This window comes from Pseudomonas panipatensis (assembly GCF_900099785.1).
GTDB classification, from domain to species: Bacteria; Pseudomonadota; Gammaproteobacteria; order Pseudomonadales; family Pseudomonadaceae; genus Pseudomonas; species Pseudomonas panipatensis.
Map to the genome: position 1 here is coordinate 147,023 of NZ_FNDS01000003.1, position 17,563 is coordinate 164,585.

Below are 17,563 nucleotides of genomic sequence, written 5' to 3' on the forward strand. Positions count from 1 at the left end.
CTCATCGATAACATGCGCCCCGCTTGTCGAGCACAGCCTGATGCAAGATAAGAAGGCAATGCGAACCGGTTCAGTGGTTTCCGCTGTTCTGCTTAGCAAGGGTTGCAGCCACTAAAGCGCCCGTAGCTCAGCTGGATAGAGCATCCGCCTTCTAAGCGGATGGTCGCAGGTTCGAGTCCTGCCGGGCGCGCCATGATGGCGTTCGGCAACAAGCATGTAATATGGTGGGCGTAGCTCAGTTGGTAGAGCACAGGATTGTGGCTCCTGGTGTCGTGGGTTCGATTCCCATCGTCCACCCCATATTCCGAAGCGCCAGGCCAAGTGCCTGGCGTTTTCGTTTCTGCGGTTCCCTGCGGACGTGGTGAAATTGGTAGACACGCTGGATTTAGGTTCCAGTGGCGCAAGCTGTGAGAGTTCGAGTCTCTCCGTCCGCACCATCTTTCCAAAGCTCTCGCATCCGTGATTTTTCGCTGCTCCCGCCTGGGTGACTTCTGCATTTCTAGCTACTAGAATGCTTGCCCTTGATTCTGGGAGCCGGAAGGACCGGCTTACGTCTGTGCCACGAGGAATATCCATGCAAGTTTCCGTTGAAAGCACCTCCGCTCTTGAGCGCCGCATGACCGTTGGCGTGCCGGCCGAGCGTATCGAGACCGAAGTCAACAAGCGTCTGCAGCAGACTGCCCGTCGCGCCAAGGTTCCCGGCTTCCGTCCTGGCAAGGTGCCGATGAGCGTCATCCGTCAGCGCTATGAAGCCGCCGCTCGTCAGGAAGCTCTGGGCGACCTGATCCAGGAAACCTTCTACGAAGCCGTGGTCGAGCAGAAGCTGAACCCGGCTGGCGCCCCGTCCGTCGAGCCTAAAGTGTTCGAAAAGGAGAAGGGCCTGGAATACGTGGCCACCTTCGAGGTCTTCCCGGAGTTCCAGGTCGCCGGCTTCGACGGCATCGCCATCGAGCGCCTGCAAGCGGACGTGGCTGACGCAGACGTCGACAACATGCTGGAAATCCTGCGCAAGCAGAACACCCGTTTCGAGGCTGTCGAGCGCGCTGCGCAGAAAGATGACCAGGTGAACATCGACTTCGTCGGCAAGATCGATGGTGAAGCCTTCGCTGGTGGTTCGGCGAAAGGTACCCTGCTGGTGCTGGGTTCCGGTCGTATGATCCCGGGCTTCGAAGACGGTCTGGTTGGCGCCAAGGCGGGTGAAGAGCGCGTGCTCAACCTGGCCTTCCCAGAGGATTACCAGAACCTTGATCTGGCTGGTAAGACCGCTGAGTTCACCGTCACCGTCAACAGCGTCAGCGAGCCGAAGCTGCCGGAGCTGAACGAAGCCTTCTTCGCTCTGTTCGGCATCAAGGAAAGCACCCTGGAAGGTTTCCGCACCGAAGTTCGCAAGAACATGGAGCGCGAGCTGCGCCAGGCGATCAAGTCCAAGGTGAAGAATCAGGTGATGGAAGGCCTGGTTTCCGCCAATCCGATCGAAGTGCCGAAGGCCCTGATCAGCAACGAAGTGAACCGTCTGCGTGTGCAGGCCGTTCAGCAATTCGGTGGCAACATCAAGCCTGAGCAACTGCCGGTCGAACTGTTCGAAGAACAGGCCAAGCGTCGTGTTGTCCTGGGTCTGATCGTCGCCGAGCTGGTCAAGCAGCATGAGCTGAAGGCTGATGAAGCGCGCGTTCGCGAGATGATCGAAGAAATGGCTTCGGCGTATCAGGAACCCGAGCAAGTGGTTGCCTGGTATTACAAAAACGACCAGCAACTCAACGAAGTTCGCTCGGTTGTACTGGAAGAACAAGTCGTGGATACTGTCCTGCAGAAGGCCAATGTGACCGATAAGCAGGTATCTTACGAAGACGCGGTCAAGCCTGCTGAAGCTCCGAACGCGGCCTGATTCTTCTCTTCGTTCGATCGACATAAGCCAGCCTTCGGGCTGGCTTATGCGTCTTTGAGATATGACTATTCATAAGGGAGTGATCGTCGGACATGCCCAATACCTTCATGCCGCAAGTTCCGAATATCCAGGCCGCCGGTGGTCTGGTGCCGATGGTGGTGGAGCAATCCGCCCGCGGTGAGCGTTCCTACGATATCTATTCGCGCTTGCTGAAAGAGCGAATCATCTTCCTGGTTGGCCAGGTCGAGGACTACATGGCCAACCTGGTGGTTGCCCAGCTGCTGTTCCTCGAGGCCGAGAACCCCGACAAGGACATCCATCTGTACATCAACTCGCCGGGCGGCTCCGTGACTGCGGGCATGTCGATCTACGACACCATGCAGTTCATCAAGCCGGATGTGTCGACCATCTGCGTCGGCCAGGCTTGTAGCATGGGGGCGTTGCTGCTGGCTGGTGGCGCTGCTGGTAAGCGTTACTGCCTGCCGCACTCGCGCATGATGATCCACCAGCCGTTGGGCGGCTTCCAGGGCCAGGCCTCGGACATCGAGATCCATGCCAAGGAAATCCTCTTCATCAAGGAGCGCCTGAACCAGGTGCTGGCGCACCATACCGGCCAGCCACTCGACGTAATCGCCCGCGACACCGACCGTGACCGCTTCATGAGCGGGCAGGAAGCGGTGCAGTATGGTCTGATCGATCAGGTTTTCACTCAGCGCCCCTCGGCTAGCTAAGCCTCTTCACGATACGGCGGCTGGGCAACCAGCCGCTTCGCGGGCTTGAAAATGCCTGCATTTGCCTTCATCTTGTGTTTCAAGCCTATCCCGATTGGAACGATCGAATGACTGATACCCGCAACGGCGAGGACAACGGCAAGCTGCTGTATTGCTCCTTCTGCGGCAAGAGCCAGCACGAAGTGCGCAAGTTGATTGCCGGCCCCTCGGTCTTTATCTGCGACGAGTGCGTCGACCTGTGCAATGACATCATCCGCGAGGAGGTTCAGGAGGCACAGGCTGAAAGCAGTGCGCACAAGCTTCCGGCGCCGAAAGAGATCCGCACCATCCTCGATCAGTACGTGATCGGTCAGGAACGCGCGAAGAAAACTCTGGCAGTGGCTGTTTACAACCACTACAAACGCCTCAATCAGCGTGACCGGAAAGATGACGTCGAGCTTGGCAAGAGCAACATCCTGCTGATCGGGCCCACCGGCTCCGGCAAGACGCTGCTCGCCGAAACGCTTGCTCGCCTACTCAATGTGCCTTTCACCATTGCCGATGCCACGACCTTGACCGAGGCCGGCTATGTGGGTGAGGACGTCGAGAACATCATCCAGAAGCTGCTGCAGAAGTGCGACTACGATGTCGAGAAGGCCCAGATGGGCATCGTCTACATCGACGAGATCGACAAGATTTCCCGCAAGTCGGACAACCCGTCCATTACCCGTGATGTCTCTGGTGAAGGCGTGCAGCAGGCCCTGCTGAAACTGATCGAGGGTACTGTCGCGTCGGTGCCTCCGCAGGGTGGTCGCAAGCATCCGCAGCAAGAGTTCCTGCAGGTCGACACCCGCAATATTCTGTTTATCTGCGGGGGCGCGTTCGCTGGTCTGGAAAAGGTCATCCAGAACCGCTCCACCAAGGGCGGCATCGGCTTCAGTGCCGAAGTGCGCAGCCAGGAGATGGGCAAGAAGGTTGGCGATGCCTTGCGCGAGGTTGAGCCGGAAGATCTGGTCAAATTTGGCCTGATTCCGGAGTTCGTCGGTCGTCTGCCGATCATCGCGACTCTCGACGAGCTCGATGAGGCGGCGTTGATGCAGATTCTTACCGAGCCCAAGAACGCTCTCACCAAGCAATACGCCAAGCTCTTTGAGATGGAAGGCGTGGACCTTGAGTTCCGTCCTGACGCGCTCAAGGCCGTCGCTCGCCGGGCTCTGGAGCGCAAGACCGGTGCCCGTGGCCTGCGTTCGATCCTCGAGGGCATCCTGCTCGACACCATGTACGAGATTCCTTCGCAGACTGACGTCAGCAAGGTGGTCATCGACGAGAGTGTCATCGACGGGACTTCCCAGCCGCTGCTGATCTACGAGAACAGCGAGCAGCCTGCCAAGGCTGCGCCTGAGGCATAAAAAAAGGGGCCGTCAGGCCCCTTTTTCTTTCCTATCTACCGCGCTTGTTTTTTCCCTGGCCTAACCCCATCTTAGGTCCAAGGGTTAAACCATCCGTTTTTGGCCAAGTGCCGTTGTAGAGCCGAATATCATGAAAACACTCGTCGAGTTGCCCCTGCTTCCCCTCCGTGACGTAGTGGTCTATCCGCACATGGTCATCCCGTTGTTCGTGGGTCGGGAAAAATCCATCGAGGCCCTCGAGGCCGCCATGACCAGCGATAAGCAGATCCTCCTCCTGGCGCAAAAGAATCCCGCCGACGACGATCCGGGTGAAGACGGTCTGTACCGTATGGGTACCGTTGCCACGGTGTTGCAGTTGCTGAAACTGCCCGACGGCACGGTCAAGGTACTGGTCGAGGGTGAGCAGCGGGGTCAGGTCGAGCGCTTCATCGAGGAGGATGCGCACTGCCGTGCCGAGGTGTCGATCATCGACGAGGCACCCGTTGGCGAGCGTGAATCGGAAGTTTTCATCCGCAGCCTGCTGAGCCAATTCGAACAGTATGTCCAGTTGGGCAAAAAGGTTCCTGCGGAGGTTCTCTCCTCGCTGAACAGCATCGATGAGCCCGGCCGTCTGGTGGATACCATGGCCGCTCACATGGCGCTGAAAATCGAACAGAAGCAGGAAATCCTCGAAATCACCGAATTGGCGGCGCGTGTCGAGCACGTGTTGGCCATGCTCGATGCAGAAATCGATTTGCTGCAGGTTGAAAAGCGCATCCGTGGCCGCGTCAAGAAGCAGATGGAGCGCAGCCAGCGCGAGTACTACCTGAACGAGCAGATGAAAGCCATCCAGAAGGAGCTGGGTGATATCGACGAAGGTCACAACGAAGTCGAGGAGCTGAAGAAGCGGATCGACGCTGCGGGTCTGACCAAGGAGGCGTTGGTCAAGGCCAATGCCGAGCTGAACAAGCTGAAACAGATGTCACCGATGTCGGCCGAAGCCACCGTGGTGCGCTCGTACATCGACTGGCTGGTGAATGTGCCGTGGAAGGCCGAAAGCAAGGTCCGCCATGACCTGGCCAGGGCCGAAGATATCCTCGATGCTGACCACTACGGCCTGGATGAGGTGAAGGAACGGATCCTCGAATACCTCGCTGTGCAGAAACGCGTGAAGAAAGTGAAAGGTCCGGTGCTTTGCCTGGTCGGCCCGCCTGGCGTCGGCAAGACCTCGCTGGCCGAGTCCATCGCCCGCGCTACCAACCGCAAGTTCGTTCGCATGGCGCTCGGCGGTGTGCGTGACGAAGCCGAGATTCGTGGTCACCGGCGCACCTACATTGGTTCCATGCCGGGTCGTTTGATCCAGAAGATGACCAAGGTGGGGGTGCGCAACCCGCTGTTCCTGCTCGATGAAATCGACAAGATGGGCAGCGACATGCGTGGCGATCCGGCTTCGGCATTGCTTGAGGTGCTGGACCCGGAGCAGAACCACAACTTCAACGACCACTACCTGGAAGTCGACTACGACCTGTCGGACGTGATGTTCCTCTGCACGGCCAACTCCATGAATATCCCGGCACCGCTGCTGGATCGCATGGAGGTTATCCGTCTGCCTGGCTACACCGAGGACGAAAAGGTCAACATCGCGACGAAGTATCTGGTGCCGAAACAGACCCAGGCCAACGGACTGAAGAAGGGTGAGCTGACGTTCGAGGACGGTGCGATCCGCGACATCATCCGTTACTACACCCGTGAGGCGGGTGTGCGCAGCCTGGAGCGGCAGATCGCCAAGGTTTGCCGCAAGGCGGTGAAGGAAGGCGCCAAGGCCAAGCGCATCGAGGCCAAAGTGACGCCGGAGACGTTGGAAAACTACCTCGGCGTGCGCAAGTTCCGTTACGGCTTGGCCGAGCAGCAGGATCAGATCGGTCAGGTGACCGGTTTGGCCTGGACCCAGGTGGGTGGCGAGTTGCTGACCATCGAATCGGCGGTCGTGCCTGGCAAAGGCGCGCTGACCAAGACCGGTTCGTTGGGCGATGTGATGGCCGAGTCCATTACTGCGGCGCTAACCGTGGTGCGTAGTCGTGCGAAAAGTCTGGGGATCCCTGCGGATTTCCATGAAAAACGCGACATTCATATCCATGTGCCGGAAGGTGCCACGCCCAAGGATGGTCCGAGTGCGGGTATCGGCATGTGCACCGCCCTGGTTTCGGCGATTACTCAGATTCCAGTGCGGGCTGATGTGGCAATGACCGGGGAAATCACCCTGCGTGGTCAAGTATTGGCCATCGGCGGTCTCAAGGAAAAACTTTTGGCCGCTCACCGGGGTGGAATCAAAACTGTGATCATCCCGGAAGAAAATGTCCGCGATCTCAAGGAAATTCCGGATAACATTAAGGCCGATCTGGTTATTAAACCCGTTAAATGGATTGACGAGGTCCTGCAAATTGCGCTGCAATACGCGCCGGAGCCCTTGCCCGATGCGGCTCCCGAGATGGTTGCAAAGGATGAAAAGCGCGAGTCTGATTCCAAGGAGCGAATCAGCACGCATTAGCCGGGGGGCTTCCTTGACACTGTTTTTGAGCCCTTGTTATAAAGCGGCACTTGCTTTGTCAGTTAGCAATCCAGCATCTGCTTTTGCTTACACCTAACACATAGAAACATACTCAACAGAAATAAGGGGACTTAGAGTGAACAAGTCGGAACTGATCGATGCTATCGCCGCATCTGCTGATATCCCGAAAGCTGTTGCCGGTCGCGCTCTGGACGCGGTGATCGAGTCTGTAACTGGCGCCCTGAAGGCTGGTGACTCCGTCGTACTGGTCGGCTTCGGCACTTTCGCTGTTAAAGAGCGCGCTGCTCGCACCGGTCGCAACCCGCAAACCGGCAAGCCGATCAAGATCGATGCTGCTAAGATTCCGGGCTTCAAAGCCGGTAAAGCCCTGAAGGATGCTGTCAACTAAGCGTCTTTCTGGACTTGACCTGTCCGGCTTGGCCTGACGTCGAGCCGGCCGCGGAGCGGCGATCCAGACGGTTTTCCGTCTTCCAGCATCGCCGGGGGTCTCGGGTAGTAACCCGCTAGCTCCGCCAGTTACGAGAAGGCGCATCCTCGGATGCGCCTTTCTTATATCCGCATCTCTCTACCCACGCCGCGCCGCCATTGACGGGGCAGGCCGTGGCCGCTTTTGGGGGCCGCATGCTGCAAAACATCAGGGACAATTCTCAAGGCTGGATCGCCAAGACCATCATCGGTGTCGTCGTTGTGCTGATGGCGCTGACTGGTTTCGATGCCATCATTCGCGCGACCCATCACGAGAACGTCGCTGCCAAGGTCAACGGCGATGACATCAGCATCGGCGAGCTGCAGCAGGCTGAAGAAATGCAGCGTCGTCAGCTGCAACAACGCCTGGGCAAGGATTTCGATGCCTCCTCGTTGGATGAAAAGCTGCTCAAAGACGCCGCGCTGAAAGGTCTGGTGGAGCGCAAGCTGCTGATCCAGGCGGCGCAGGCCGATAAATTCGCCTTCTCCCAGCAGCAGATCGACCAGTTGATCCTGCAGACCCCGGAGTTCCAGGTCGACGGCAAGTTCAGTGCTGATCGTTTCGATCAGGTCGTCCGCCAGATGGGCTTCAACCGCCTGCAGTTCCGCCAGATGCTCGAGCAGGAAATGCTGATCGGCCAACTGCGCGCCGGCATCGTCGGTACCGGTTTCGTCACTGACACCGAGCTGCAGTCGTTCGCCCGTCTGGAGAAGCAGACCCGCGACTTCGCCACCCTGACGTTCAAGGCCGATCCGAGCAAGGCCAAGGTCGAGGATGCTGATATCAAGTCCTACTACGAGGCCCACAAGTCCGAGTTCATGAGCCCGGAGCAGGTGGTCATCGACTATATCGAACTGAAGAAGTCGTCCTTCTTCGCGCAAGTCAGCGTCAAGCAGGAAGATCTCGAGGCGCAGTACCAGAAGGAAATCGCCGGGCTGTCCGAGCAGCGTGATGCCGCGCACATCCTCGTCGAGGTGAATGCCAAGCAGACCGACGCTCAGGCCAAAGCCAAGATCGAGGAGATCAAGGCGCGCCTGGCCAAGGGCGAGGATTTCGCCAAGCTGGCCAAGGAGCAGTCCAACGACACCGGCTCGGCGGCCAGCGGCGGCGATCTGGGCTATGCCGGTCGGGGCGTCTACGATCCCGCGTTCGAGGAAGCCCTCTATGCGCTCAAGAGCAAGGGTGATGTCTCTGCGCCGGTGCGTACCCAGTACGGCTGGCACCTGATCAAGCTGCTCGGTGTGCAGGCTCCGGAGGTTCCCAGTCTGGCCAGCCTGAAGCCGAAACTGGAGCAGGATCTGAAAAGCCAATTGGTGGAGCAGCGCTTCGTCGATGCCACCAAGCAACTGGAGAGTTCCGCCTACGAGGCCTCGGACCTGGCCCAGCCGGCACAGGAGCTGGGGCTGAAGGTTGAGACCAGCAAGCCCTTTGGCCGTGAAGGCGGTGAGGGTGTAGCGGCCAACCGCCAGGTGCTCCAGGCGGCGTTCAGTACCGAGGTGCTGGACGATGGCGCCAACAGTGGTGCCATCGAGCTGGATCCTGACACGGTGGTCGTGCTGCGAGTGAAAGAGCACCGCAAGCCTGAACAGGAAACCCTTGAGCAGGTCACCTCCGCGATTCGCCAGCGTCTGCAGCGTGAGCATGCAGCCGATGCCGCCAAGGCCCAGGGCGAAGCACTGCTGGCAGGACTGCGTGAAGGCAAGACGCCTGTGACGCAGGCCCAGAGCGGTCAGACCTGGAAGGTGGTGGAAGCCGCCTCCCGTGGCCAGGAAGGGGTCGAGCCGTTGCTGCTCCAGGCGGTGTTCCGCATGGCGCGTCCGGCCAAGGCCGACCAGCCGACCTTCACTGGCGTGACCCTGGGCAACGGCGATTACGTGCTGGTGCGCCTGAATGGCATCAGCGAGCCCACCGCGGCACCGTCCGACGAGGAAAAGGCGATGTATCGCCGCTTCCTCGCCTCCCGCAGTGGTCAGGAGGACTTCGCAGCCTTCCGTCGTCAGTTGCAGGACCAGGCGAAGGTCGAGAAGTACTGATCTTCCCCGCCAGAAAAAGGGCCGCTTCCGCGGCCCTTTTTCGTTTCTGAGCCAGTGTCTTTGCCGGGGCGCCGGGCGGATTGTCGCGGGCATGAAAAAAGGCCGCATCGAGCGGCCTTTTTTCGGGCGGGGGAGAGGGTTACTCCTCGTCCAACGGCCCCATGGCCGTGGTGTTGAAACCACCGTCCACGTAGAGAATCTCGCCGCTGATACCACTGGCCAGGTCGGAACAGAGGAAGGCGCCGGCATTGCCGACTTCTTCGATGGTCACGTTGCGGCGCAGCGGGGTTTGGCGCTCGTTGGCGGCGAGCATCTTGCGGAAGCTCTTGATGCCGGAGGCGGCCAGGGTGCGGATGGGGCCGGCGGAGATGGCGTTGACGCGAGTGCCTTCCGGGCCGAGGCTGCCGGCCAGGTAGCGCACGCCGGCTTCCAGGCTGGCCTTGGCCATGCCCATGACGTTGTAGTTCGGCATGGTGCGCTCGGCGCCCAGGTAGGACAGGGTCAGCAGCGAGCCGTTGCGGCCCTGCATCATGGCCCGGCCGGCCTTGGCCAGGGCGACGAAGCTGTAGGCGCTGATGTCGTGGGCGATACGGAAGCCTTCGCGGGTGGTGACGCTGGTGAAGTCGCCGTCCAGTTGGTCGCCGGGAGCGAAACCGACGGAGTGGACAATGATGTCCAGGCCGTCCCATTTTTTCCCCAGTTCAGCGAACACGGCGTCGATATCGGCGTCACTGGCGACGTCGCAGGGGAAGCAGAGGTCGGCGCTGGAGCCCCAGCCGGCGGCGAATTCCTCGACGCGGCCCTTGAGCTTGTCGTTCTGGTAGGTAAAGGCGAGTTCCGCGCCTTCACGGTGCATCGCCGCGGCGATACCGGAGGCAATGGAGAGTTTGCTGGCGACGCCGACGATCAGCGCGCGTTTCCCGGCGAGAAATCCCATGTTCCTTCCTCTTTCACGTCATTCAAGCGCATCGGCCGGGGCCATGAGCGCGGCTTCCAGCAGTTGCTTCGTATAGGAGTGCCGCGGCGCGGAGAACACTTCCTGCGCCGGCCCCTGTTCGACCACCTTGCCCTGGCGGATCACCATCAGGTGATGGCTCAGGGCCCTGACGACCGACAGATCATGGCTGATGAACAGATAGGTCAGGTTGTACTTCGTCTGCAGATGGCGCAGGAGTTCCACCACCTGGCGCTGTACCGAGCGGTCGAGGGCCGAGGTGGGCTCGTCCAGCAGTATCAGCGCCGGCTTGAGCACGAGTGCGCGGGCGATGGCGATGCGCTGGCGCTGCCCGCCAGAGAACTCGTGGGGGTAGCGGTTCCGGGTTTCCGGGTCCAGGCCGACCTCCACCAGCGCTTCGACGATTCGCTGCTCCTGTTCCGCGCGGTCGCAGATGCCGTGGATGTCCAGGCCCTCACCGACGATCTGGCCGACCGACAGGCGTGGGCTCAGACTGCCGTAGGGGTCCTGGAAGACCACCTGCATCTCGCGCCGCAACGGACGGACTTGGCTTTGCGTCATGCCATTCAGGGTCTTGCCTTCGAAGCGGATGCTGCCGCGACTCTCGATCAGGCGCAGGATGGCCAGGCCCAGGGTGGATTTACCGGAGCCGCTTTCACCGACGATGCCCAGGGTCTGCCCCTGGGGCAGGCTGAAGTCGATGCCGTCCACTGCCTTGACATGGTCCACGGTGCGACGGAACACGCCTTTCTTGATCGGGAACCAGACGCGCAGGTCCTGCACTTCCAGCAAGGGTGGTCCCGCCGGATTGTCGGCCGGCTTGCCTCTGGGCTCCGCGCCCAGCAATTCACGGGTATAGGGATGCTGCGGTGCGCGGAACAGGCTTTCGCAGTCGCCCTGTTCGACGATGCAGCCGCGCTGCATGACGCAGACCCGGTGCGCGATCCTGCGCACCAGGTTGAGGTCATGGGTGATCAGCAGCAGCGCCATGCCCAGGCGCGCCTGCAAGTCGCGCAGCAGGTCGAGAATCTTCAGTTGGACGGTGACGTCCAGGGCGGTGGTCGGCTCGTCGGCGATCAGCAGTTCCGGCTCGCAGGCCAGGGCCATGGCGATCATCACCCGTTGCCGCTGGCCACCGGATAGCTCATGGGGGTAGGAGGCCAGGCGCGTCAGCGGATCGGGGATGCCGACCAGCTCCAGCAGTTCCAGCGTGCGTTTGCGCGCGGCCTGGCCCTGCAGTCCCTTGTGCAGGGCGAGCACCTCGCCGATCTGCTTTTCGATGCTGTGCAGCGGATTCAGCGAGGTCATGGGCTCCTGGAAGACCATCGCGATGCGATTGCCGCGGATACGCCGCAGCTTGCTCTCGGGAATCCGCAGCAGGTCCTGGTCGCCATAGCGGATGCTGCCGCTGGGGTGCCGGGCGCTGGGGTAGGGCAGCAGGCGCAGGATGGAGTTGGCCGTGACCGACTTGCCCGATCCGCTCTCGCCGACCAGGGCCAGGGTTTCGCCGCGGCGAATGTCGAAGCTGACCTTCTCCACGGCATGGATGATTTCCGTGCCGGAGCTGAAGTCCACCGATAGCTCGCGGACTTCGACGAGGTTGTCGCGCTGTTGTGGCTCGCTCATCTCATTTCCTCGGGTCGAAGGCATCGCGTGCAGCCTCGCCGATGAACACCAGCAGGCTGAGCATCAGGGCCAGCACGACGAAGGCGCTGATGCCCAGCCAGGGCGCCTGCAGGTTCGATTTGCCCTGGGCGACCAGCTCGCCCAGCGAGGGCGAACCGGCCGGCAGGCCGAAGCCGAGGAAGTCCAGGGAGGTCAGGGTGCTGATGGCACCGGTGAGGATGAAAGGCATGAAGGTCAGCGTGGAAATCATCGCGTTGGGCAGGATGTGGCGGAACATGATCTGGCCATTGCGCATGCCCAGCGCGCGCGCGGCGCGCACGTACTCCAGGTTGCGGCCACGGAGGAATTCGGCGCGCACCACGTCCACCAGGCTCATCCAGGAGAACAGCAACATGATGCCGAGCAGCCACCAGAAGTTCGGCTGCACGAAGCTGGCGAGGATGATCAGCAGGTAGAGCACCGGCAGGCCCGACCAGACCTCCAGGAAACGCTGGCCGAGGAGGTCGACCCAGCCACCGTAGAAGCCTTGCAGGGCGCCCACCAGTACGCCGATCAACGAGCTGAGCACGGTCAGCACCAGGGCGAAGAGAATCGAGATGCGGAAGCCGTAGATGACCCGCGCCAGCACGTCGCGGGCCTGGTCGTCGGTGCCCAGCCAGTTTTCCCGGCTCGGCGCGGAGGGCACCGGGACGCGCAGGTCGTAGTTGATGGTGTCGTAGCTGTAGGTGATCGGCGGCCAGAGCACCCAGCTGTTTTTCTCGGCCAGCAGTTGGCGCATGTAGGGCGACTTGTAGTTGCCTTCCAGGGGGAATTCGCCGCCGAAGACGGTTTCCGGGTAGCGCTTGAGCACCGGGAAGTACCACTGGCCGTCGTAGCGCACCGCCAGCGGCTTGTCGTTGGCGATCAGCTCCGCGCCCAGGCTCAGGACGAAGAGTATGAGGAACAGCCAGAGCGACCACCAGCCGCGCTTGTTGGTCTTGAAGCGAGCCCAGCGGCGCTGGTTGAGGGGAGACAGGCGCATCGGATCACTCCCGGTTTTCGAAGTCGATGCGCGGATCGACCAGCGTGTAAAGGACGTCGCTGACCAGCTTCATGATCAGGCCGAACAAGGTGAAGATGAACAGGGTGCCGAACACCACCGGATAGTCGCGGTTGAGCGCCGATTCGAAACTGAGCAGGCCGAGGCCGTCGAGGGAGAAGATCACCTCGATCAGCAGCGAGCCGGTGAAGAACACCCCGAGCAGGGCCGACGGCAGGCCGGCGATGATGATCAGCATGGCGTTGCGGAAGACGTGGCCGTAGAGCACCTGGCGCTCGGTCAGCCCCTTGGCGCGTGCGGTCACCACGTACTGCTTGCCGATTTCATCGAGGAAGCTGTTCTTGGTCAGCAGGGTGATGGTGGCGAAGTTGCCGATCACCAGGGCGGTGATCGGCAGCGCCAGGTGCCAGAAATAGTCCTTGATCTTGCCGAAGAGGCTGAGCTGCTCGAAGTTGTTGGAGGTCAGTCCGCGCAGCGGGAACCAGTCCCAGTAGCTGCCACCGGCGAACAGCACCACCAGCAGGATGGCGAAGAGGAAGGCGGGGATGGCGTAGCCGACGATGATCGCGGAGCTGGTCCAGATGTCGAAGTGGCTGCCGTTGCGCACCGCCTTGGCGATGCCCAGCGGGATCGACACCAGGTACATGATCAGGGTGCTCCACAGGCCCAGGGAGATCGACACCGGCAGCTTCTCGACGATCAGATCGGTGACCTTGGCGTCACGGAAGAAGCTCTGCCCGAAGTCCAGGTGCGCGTAGTTCTTCAGCATGATCCAGAAGCGTTCGGGCGCCGGCTTGTCGAAGCCGTACATGCGCTCGATTTCCTTCACCAGTTCCGGGTCGAGGCCCTGGGCGCCGCGATAGTGCGATGAATTGCTGCTCGAGGCGACTTCGCTGCCGCCGCCGGAAATTCTCCCGGTGGCGCCGCCGCTGGCGGAGTCGAGTCCCTGCAGTTTGGCGATCATCTGGTCCACCGGACCGCCGGGCGCGGCCTGGATGATGATGAAGTTGATCAGCAGGATGCCCAGCAGGGTCGGGATGATCAGCAGCAGGCGCCGCAGGATATAGGCCAGCATCAGTTCGGTCCCTGCGGTTCGGCGGTGGCGGCGGGGTTGGCGCCGGTCTGGGCGGGTTGCGCGTTTTCGCGGGCTTGCCACCAGGTCATCAGGGCGTAGCTGTACGGCGGCAGCTTCTGCGGGTGCGCCAGGCGATTCCAGTACGCCAGGCGCCAGGTGTCGAGGTACCAGTTGGGCACCACGTAGTGGCCCCAGAGCAGGGCGCGGTCCAGGGCGCGGGCGTGGAGTACCAGCGATTGCCGCGAGTCGGCGTTGATCAGGCCTTCCACCAAGGTGTCGATGGCGGGGTCGCGCAGGCCGATGTAGTTACGGCTGCCGGGCTTGTCGGCGCTGCTCGAATGCCAGAACTCACGCTGCTCGTTGCCCGGCGAGTTGGACTGCGGCCAACTGGCGACCATCATGTCGAAGTCGCGGTTGCGCAGGCGGTTGACGTACTGCGAGACGTCCACCAGGCGGATCTGCATGTCGATGCCCAGCTCCGAGAGGTTGCGCTTGTATGGCAGCAGGACGCGTTCGAAATCCGCCTGGGCGAGCATGAACTCGAAGGTCAGCGGCGTGCCGTCGGGCCCGACCATACGGTCGTCGACGATCTTGTAGCCAGCGTCCAGCAGCAGGCGGTAAGCCTTGCGCTTCTGTTCGCGGATGATGCCGCTGCCATCGCTCTGTGGCGGTTTGAACACGCTGCTGAAGGCATCCGCCGGCAACTTGTCGCGCAGCGGCTCGAGGATTTTCAACTCATCGGCGTCGGGCAAGGCGTGGGCGGCCATCTCCGAGTTCTCGAAATAGCTGGCGTCGCGCTTGTAGGCGCCGAAGAACATCTGCTTGTTGGTCCACTCGAAGTCGAACAGCAGGCTGATCGCTTCGCGCACCCGGGCGTCCTGGAACACCGGGCGGCGGATGTTGAAGGCAAAGCCCTGCATGCCCCAGGGATTATCGTTGTGCAGCTCTTCGCGGACGATGCGTCCGTCATGCACCGCCGGTGAGTCGTAGGCGGTCGCCCAGTTCTTCGCGATGCGCTCTTCGTTGAAATCGAACTGCCCGGCCTTGAAGGCCTCCAGGGCCACGGTCATGTCGCGGTAGGAGTCCACCACCACCGCATCGAAGTTGTAGAAACCGCGATTCACCGGCAGGTCCTTGGCCCAGTAGTCCTTGACGCGCTCGTAGCGAATCGAGCGGCCGGGGTCGACCTTGGCGATGCGGTAGGGGCCACTGCCCAGCGGCGGCTCCAGGTTGGTCTTGCTGAAGTCTCGGTGTTCCCACCAGTGCTTGGGCAGGATCGCCAGTTGCCCGAGGATCAGCGGCAGTTCGCGATTGCCGGCGCGCTTGAAATCGAAGCGCACGCGCAGCCTGTCCTCGGCCACCGCCTTGTCGACGTCCGCGTAGTAATTGCGGTACATCGGGTCGCCCTGCTTCATCAGGGTTTCGAAGGTGAAGACCACGTCCTCGGCGGTGACCGGGGTGCCATCGTTGAAGCGTGCCTGCGGGCGCAGGTAGAAGCGTACGAAGCGTTGCTCCGGGTCCTTCTCGATCTTTTCGGCGAGCAGACCGTATTCGGTGAAGGGCTCATCCAGGGAGTGGAAGGTCAGGGTGTCGTAGATCAGGTTGATCTGCGAGGCCGGGTTGCCCTTGGGGATGTACGGGTTGAGGCTGTCGAAGCCGCCGAAGTCGGACAGGCGCAGGGTGCCGCCCTTGGGCGCGGCCGGATTGACGAAGTCGAAGTGGCGGTAGTCGGCCGGGTATTTCGGCGCTTCGTCGTACAGGGTGATGGCATGCTGCGGGGCCGCCTCGGCAGCGCTCAGCAGGCCCAGCAGCAAGCCGGCGAACAAGCGTGCGCGCGAAGCCTTCATCGCCCGGCCTCCATCGACATCTCCGTGACCGCTCCCGGAGCCCGCGCGACGCCGTTGCTGGAGAGTGGCCAGGGGGTGCGGGCTGCGTGCGGCGGAGTCATGGGCATCATGCGGTCGTCGGGTCCATTCGGGTTGGCGTTGTTTGTACTGGGTCCGGAGCACCCTGCGCAAGCGCGGCGGTGTCCGCGCCGGCAAGAATGAGAGAACTTCGGCTGACGCTCGGACGGGGTGATGGGCTAACGCGGATTCCGGGCGAGTAGACCGGGACGCATGGCCAAGGTTTCCTGAGGGTTGCCGCGGCCGGTGGCTGGCTTTGTCGTTTGGTCCGAAAGCCTGTTCCGTCAGTAATCGCTGGTTGTCTCAAAAGCAGCGTGGTAGAGCGCTACACTCGCTGGTGACGAGCGCTCGCAGGCTGGCGCTGGGCTACAGTAACAGCTTGTATCTGTAGGAAAAAGAGTAAGCTAGGCGGGCGTATTGCCACCATCGGCGCAACAGCGTTTTCCTGCATTTCGAGAGGTTCCCAGTGGTCGCTCCCAATCAGGGTCTGGAATATTGGGTCGAGCGCCTGAACGAGGCCGAGTTGCCGGTGCTGGCGGCGGTGGTTCAGGACCTGCAGCAGCTTGCCGCGGAGGATCAGTCCTCGGTCAAGCAACTGGCGGATGTGCTGCTGCGTGACGCCAGCCTGACCTCGCAGGTGCTGCGGGTGGCCAACAGCGTCTATTACAACCCTTCCCAGGAAAGCATCCGCACCATCTCGCGGGCCATCGTGCTGATCGGCTTCGATAACGTGCGTCTGATCGGGCTATCGGTCAGCCTGATCGACGGCCTGCTCAGCAAGGCGCCGCGCGAGCAGTTGCTGGAGCTGCTCGCACGGGCCTTCCACGCCGCGGTCCAGGCTCGCAATCTCGCGGGCTTCGTGTTGTCCCGGCAGCAGGAAGAAGTGTTCATCGCCGCGCTCTTGTACAACGTCGGCGAGCTGGCGTTCTGGGGCGCCGGCGGGGCACAGGCGGACGAGCTTTCGGCGCGGCTCGATCAGCCCGGACAGGACGCCGATGCCGCGGTGCGCGAAGTGCTTGGCGTCAGTTTCCGCCAACTGACCCTGGGCCTGGCGCGCAGTTGGGGGTTGGGCGAGAACATCGGCCTGGCGCTCTCCAGCAGCGCGCAGAAAGACCCCGCGGCGCGGGCGGTGGCATTGGGCGTGCGGATCAGCGAAGCGGCGCTGGGCGGTTGGGATTGTGCGGCGATGGAGGCGCTGATCGACCAGGTCGCGACCTTCACCCAGCTCCCCCGCGAAGAGGTGTTGCCGCAGATCCTGGCGAGCGCCGAGGAGGCGGTCAAGGTCGCTGCCACCTTTGGCGCGAGCCGGTTGTGCAGCCTGATTCCGCAGACCGATCCGGAGCAGATTCGCCTGCAGCGCGAGCGTCGTCGTGCCGCCTTGTTGCAGCCCGATGCGGCACTGGCGGGACGTTGCCTGCAGCAACTGGTCGCACTCAGCGGCGCGCCTACCGGTATCGAGGCGGTGCTGGACAACCTGCTGAGCGGACTGCACCAGGGGCTCGCGCTGGAGCGGGTGATGGTGGCGGTACTGGCCGAGCAGCAGACGCGCTACCGGGTCCGCCGCGCGCTGGGCGAGGGCACTGGGCAATGGCTGGCGGGTTTCGACTTGCCGGTGGGCAGTGGCGCGGATGCGCATCTGTTCGACTATGTGCTGAAGGCACGCGAATGCCTGTGGATGGGCGTTCCAGCCAGCTATGGGCTCAACGACCTGATGACCCAGGCGCTACGCCAGCACCTGGGGCAGGGCATGTTCTTCATTGCCCCCTTGCTCGCCGGCAAGCGCCAGATCGGCGTGATCTACGCCGACAATCGCGTTTCCGGACGGGCCCTGCGCCATGAGCAATTCATCGCCTTCCAGCGCTTCGCGCAGATGGTCGGACGCTGCCTGCAGACCCTCAGCCAGCGCTGAGGGT

General features: G+C 61.9%; 12 protein-coding genes and 3 tRNA genes. 10 read left to right on the forward strand and 5 right to left on the reverse strand.

The window, feature by feature from the left end; translation table 11 throughout:
• Nucleotides 1-116 precede the first annotated feature (116 nt).
• From BLQ74_RS08560 to BLQ74_RS08600, 9 genes are all read left to right on the forward strand, one after another.
• A tRNA-Arg gene (locus BLQ74_RS08560) sits at nucleotides 117-193 on the forward strand.
• A 31-nt stretch (nucleotides 194-224) separates the two neighbouring features.
• Nucleotides 225-300 (forward strand) — tRNA-His (locus tag BLQ74_RS08565).
• Between the two features lie 52 nt (nucleotides 301-352).
• Nucleotides 353-437 (forward strand) — tRNA-Leu (locus tag BLQ74_RS08570).
• 137 nt (nucleotides 438-574) lie between these two features.
• Nucleotides 575-1,885 (forward strand): trigger factor, encoded by a 1,311-nt coding sequence (gene tig, locus BLQ74_RS08575; RefSeq protein ID WP_090262137.1) that lies wholly within the window; start codon nucleotides 575-577, stop codon nucleotides 1,883-1,885.
• Between the two features lie 92 nt (nucleotides 1,886-1,977).
• Complete coding sequence (gene clpP, locus BLQ74_RS08580) at nucleotides 1,978-2,616, forward strand: ATP-dependent Clp endopeptidase proteolytic subunit ClpP (RefSeq protein ID WP_090262138.1); 639 nt, start codon at nucleotides 1,978-1,980, stop codon at nucleotides 2,614-2,616.
• Between the two features lie 107 nt (nucleotides 2,617-2,723).
• The gene (gene clpX / locus BLQ74_RS08585; RefSeq protein WP_090262139.1) at nucleotides 2,724-4,004 is read left to right on the forward strand and encodes an ATP-dependent Clp protease ATP-binding subunit ClpX; all 1,281 of its coding nucleotides are present in this window, start codon (nucleotides 2,724-2,726) and stop codon (nucleotides 4,002-4,004) included.
• A 130-nt stretch (nucleotides 4,005-4,134) separates the two neighbouring features.
• A complete protein-coding gene (lon, locus tag BLQ74_RS08590; protein WP_090262140.1) occupies nucleotides 4,135-6,531 on the forward strand; it encodes an endopeptidase La in 2,397 nt (798 codons plus the stop codon).
• 136 nt (nucleotides 6,532-6,667) lie between these two features.
• Nucleotides 6,668-6,940, forward strand: a complete 273-nt coding sequence (locus BLQ74_RS08595; RefSeq protein ID WP_004422505.1) for an HU family DNA-binding protein — start codon at nucleotides 6,668-6,670, stop codon at nucleotides 6,938-6,940.
• Between the two features lie 233 nt (nucleotides 6,941-7,173).
• Nucleotides 7,174-9,051, forward strand: a complete 1,878-nt coding sequence (locus BLQ74_RS08600) for a SurA N-terminal domain-containing protein (protein WP_090262141.1) — start codon at nucleotides 7,174-7,176, stop codon at nucleotides 9,049-9,051.
• Nucleotides 9,052-9,190: 139 nt separating this feature from the next.
• Here BLQ74_RS08600 and fabI read toward each other — a convergent pair whose 3' ends face one another.
• The 5 genes from fabI to BLQ74_RS08625 are packed head-to-tail and all read right to left on the reverse strand — an operon-like array spanning nucleotide 9,191 to nucleotide 15,593.
• Complete coding sequence (gene fabI / locus BLQ74_RS08605) at nucleotides 9,191-9,988, reverse strand: enoyl-ACP reductase FabI (RefSeq protein ID WP_090262142.1); 798 nt, start codon at nucleotides 9,986-9,988, stop codon at nucleotides 9,191-9,193.
• A gap of 18 nt (nucleotides 9,989-10,006) precedes the next feature.
• Nucleotides 10,007-11,632: an ABC transporter ATP-binding protein gene (locus tag BLQ74_RS08610; protein ID WP_090262143.1), complete on the reverse strand. Its 1,626-nt coding sequence runs from the start codon at nucleotides 11,630-11,632 to the stop codon at nucleotides 10,007-10,009.
• 1 nt (nucleotide 11,633) lies between these two features.
• Nucleotides 11,634-12,653 (reverse strand): ABC transporter permease, encoded by a 1,020-nt coding sequence (locus tag BLQ74_RS08615; RefSeq protein WP_090262144.1) that lies wholly within the window; start codon nucleotides 12,651-12,653, stop codon nucleotides 11,634-11,636.
• Between the two features lie 4 nt (nucleotides 12,654-12,657).
• Nucleotides 12,658-13,746 carry a microcin C ABC transporter permease YejB gene (locus BLQ74_RS08620; protein WP_090262145.1) on the reverse strand — a complete coding sequence of 363 codons (1,089 nt, stop codon included), beginning with the start codon at nucleotides 13,744-13,746 and terminating at the stop codon, nucleotides 12,658-12,660.
• Entirely contained in the window at nucleotides 13,746-15,593 is a 1,848-nt protein-coding gene (locus BLQ74_RS08625; RefSeq protein ID WP_090262146.1) for an extracellular solute-binding protein, read from the reverse strand. Before BLQ74_RS08625 ends, BLQ74_RS08620 begins: the two co-directional genes overlap by 1 nt.
• A gap of 523 nt (nucleotides 15,594-16,116) precedes the next feature.
• Between BLQ74_RS08625 and BLQ74_RS08630 the strand changes: the two genes are divergently transcribed.
• Entirely contained in the window at nucleotides 16,117-17,559 is a 1,443-nt protein-coding gene (locus BLQ74_RS08630) for an HDOD domain-containing protein (RefSeq protein WP_244507162.1), read from the forward strand.
• The last annotated feature ends 4 nt before the right edge of the window (nucleotides 17,560-17,563 follow it).

What these genes read in the sequence shown, in the direction of transcription:
- BLQ74_RS08625 (WP_090262146.1), bottom strand. Translation starts at nt 15,593, where the DNA reads ATGAAGGCTTCGCGCGCACGCTTGTTCGCCGGCTTGCTGCTGGGCCTG.
- BLQ74_RS08620 (WP_090262145.1), bottom strand. Translation starts at nt 13,746, where the DNA reads ATGCTGGCCTATATCCTGCGGCGCCTGCTGCTGATCATCCCGACCCTG.
- fabI (WP_090262142.1), bottom strand. Translation starts at nt 9,988, where the DNA reads ATGGGATTTCTCGCCGGGAAACGCGCGCTGATCGTCGGCGTCGCCAGC.
- lon (WP_090262140.1), top strand. Translation starts at nt 4,135, where the DNA reads ATGAAAACACTCGTCGAGTTGCCCCTGCTTCCCCTCCGTGACGTAGTG.
- BLQ74_RS08600 (WP_090262141.1), top strand. Translation starts at nt 7,174, where the DNA reads ATGCTGCAAAACATCAGGGACAATTCTCAAGGCTGGATCGCCAAGACC.
- BLQ74_RS08615 (WP_090262144.1), bottom strand. Translation starts at nt 12,653, where the DNA reads ATGCGCCTGTCTCCCCTCAACCAGCGCCGCTGGGCTCGCTTCAAGACC.
- tig (WP_090262137.1), top strand. Translation starts at nt 575, where the DNA reads ATGCAAGTTTCCGTTGAAAGCACCTCCGCTCTTGAGCGCCGCATGACC.
- clpP (WP_090262138.1), top strand. Translation starts at nt 1,978, where the DNA reads ATGCCCAATACCTTCATGCCGCAAGTTCCGAATATCCAGGCCGCCGGT.
- clpX (WP_090262139.1), top strand. Translation starts at nt 2,724, where the DNA reads ATGACTGATACCCGCAACGGCGAGGACAACGGCAAGCTGCTGTATTGC.
- BLQ74_RS08610 (WP_090262143.1), bottom strand. Translation starts at nt 11,632, where the DNA reads ATGAGCGAGCCACAACAGCGCGACAACCTCGTCGAAGTCCGCGAGCTA.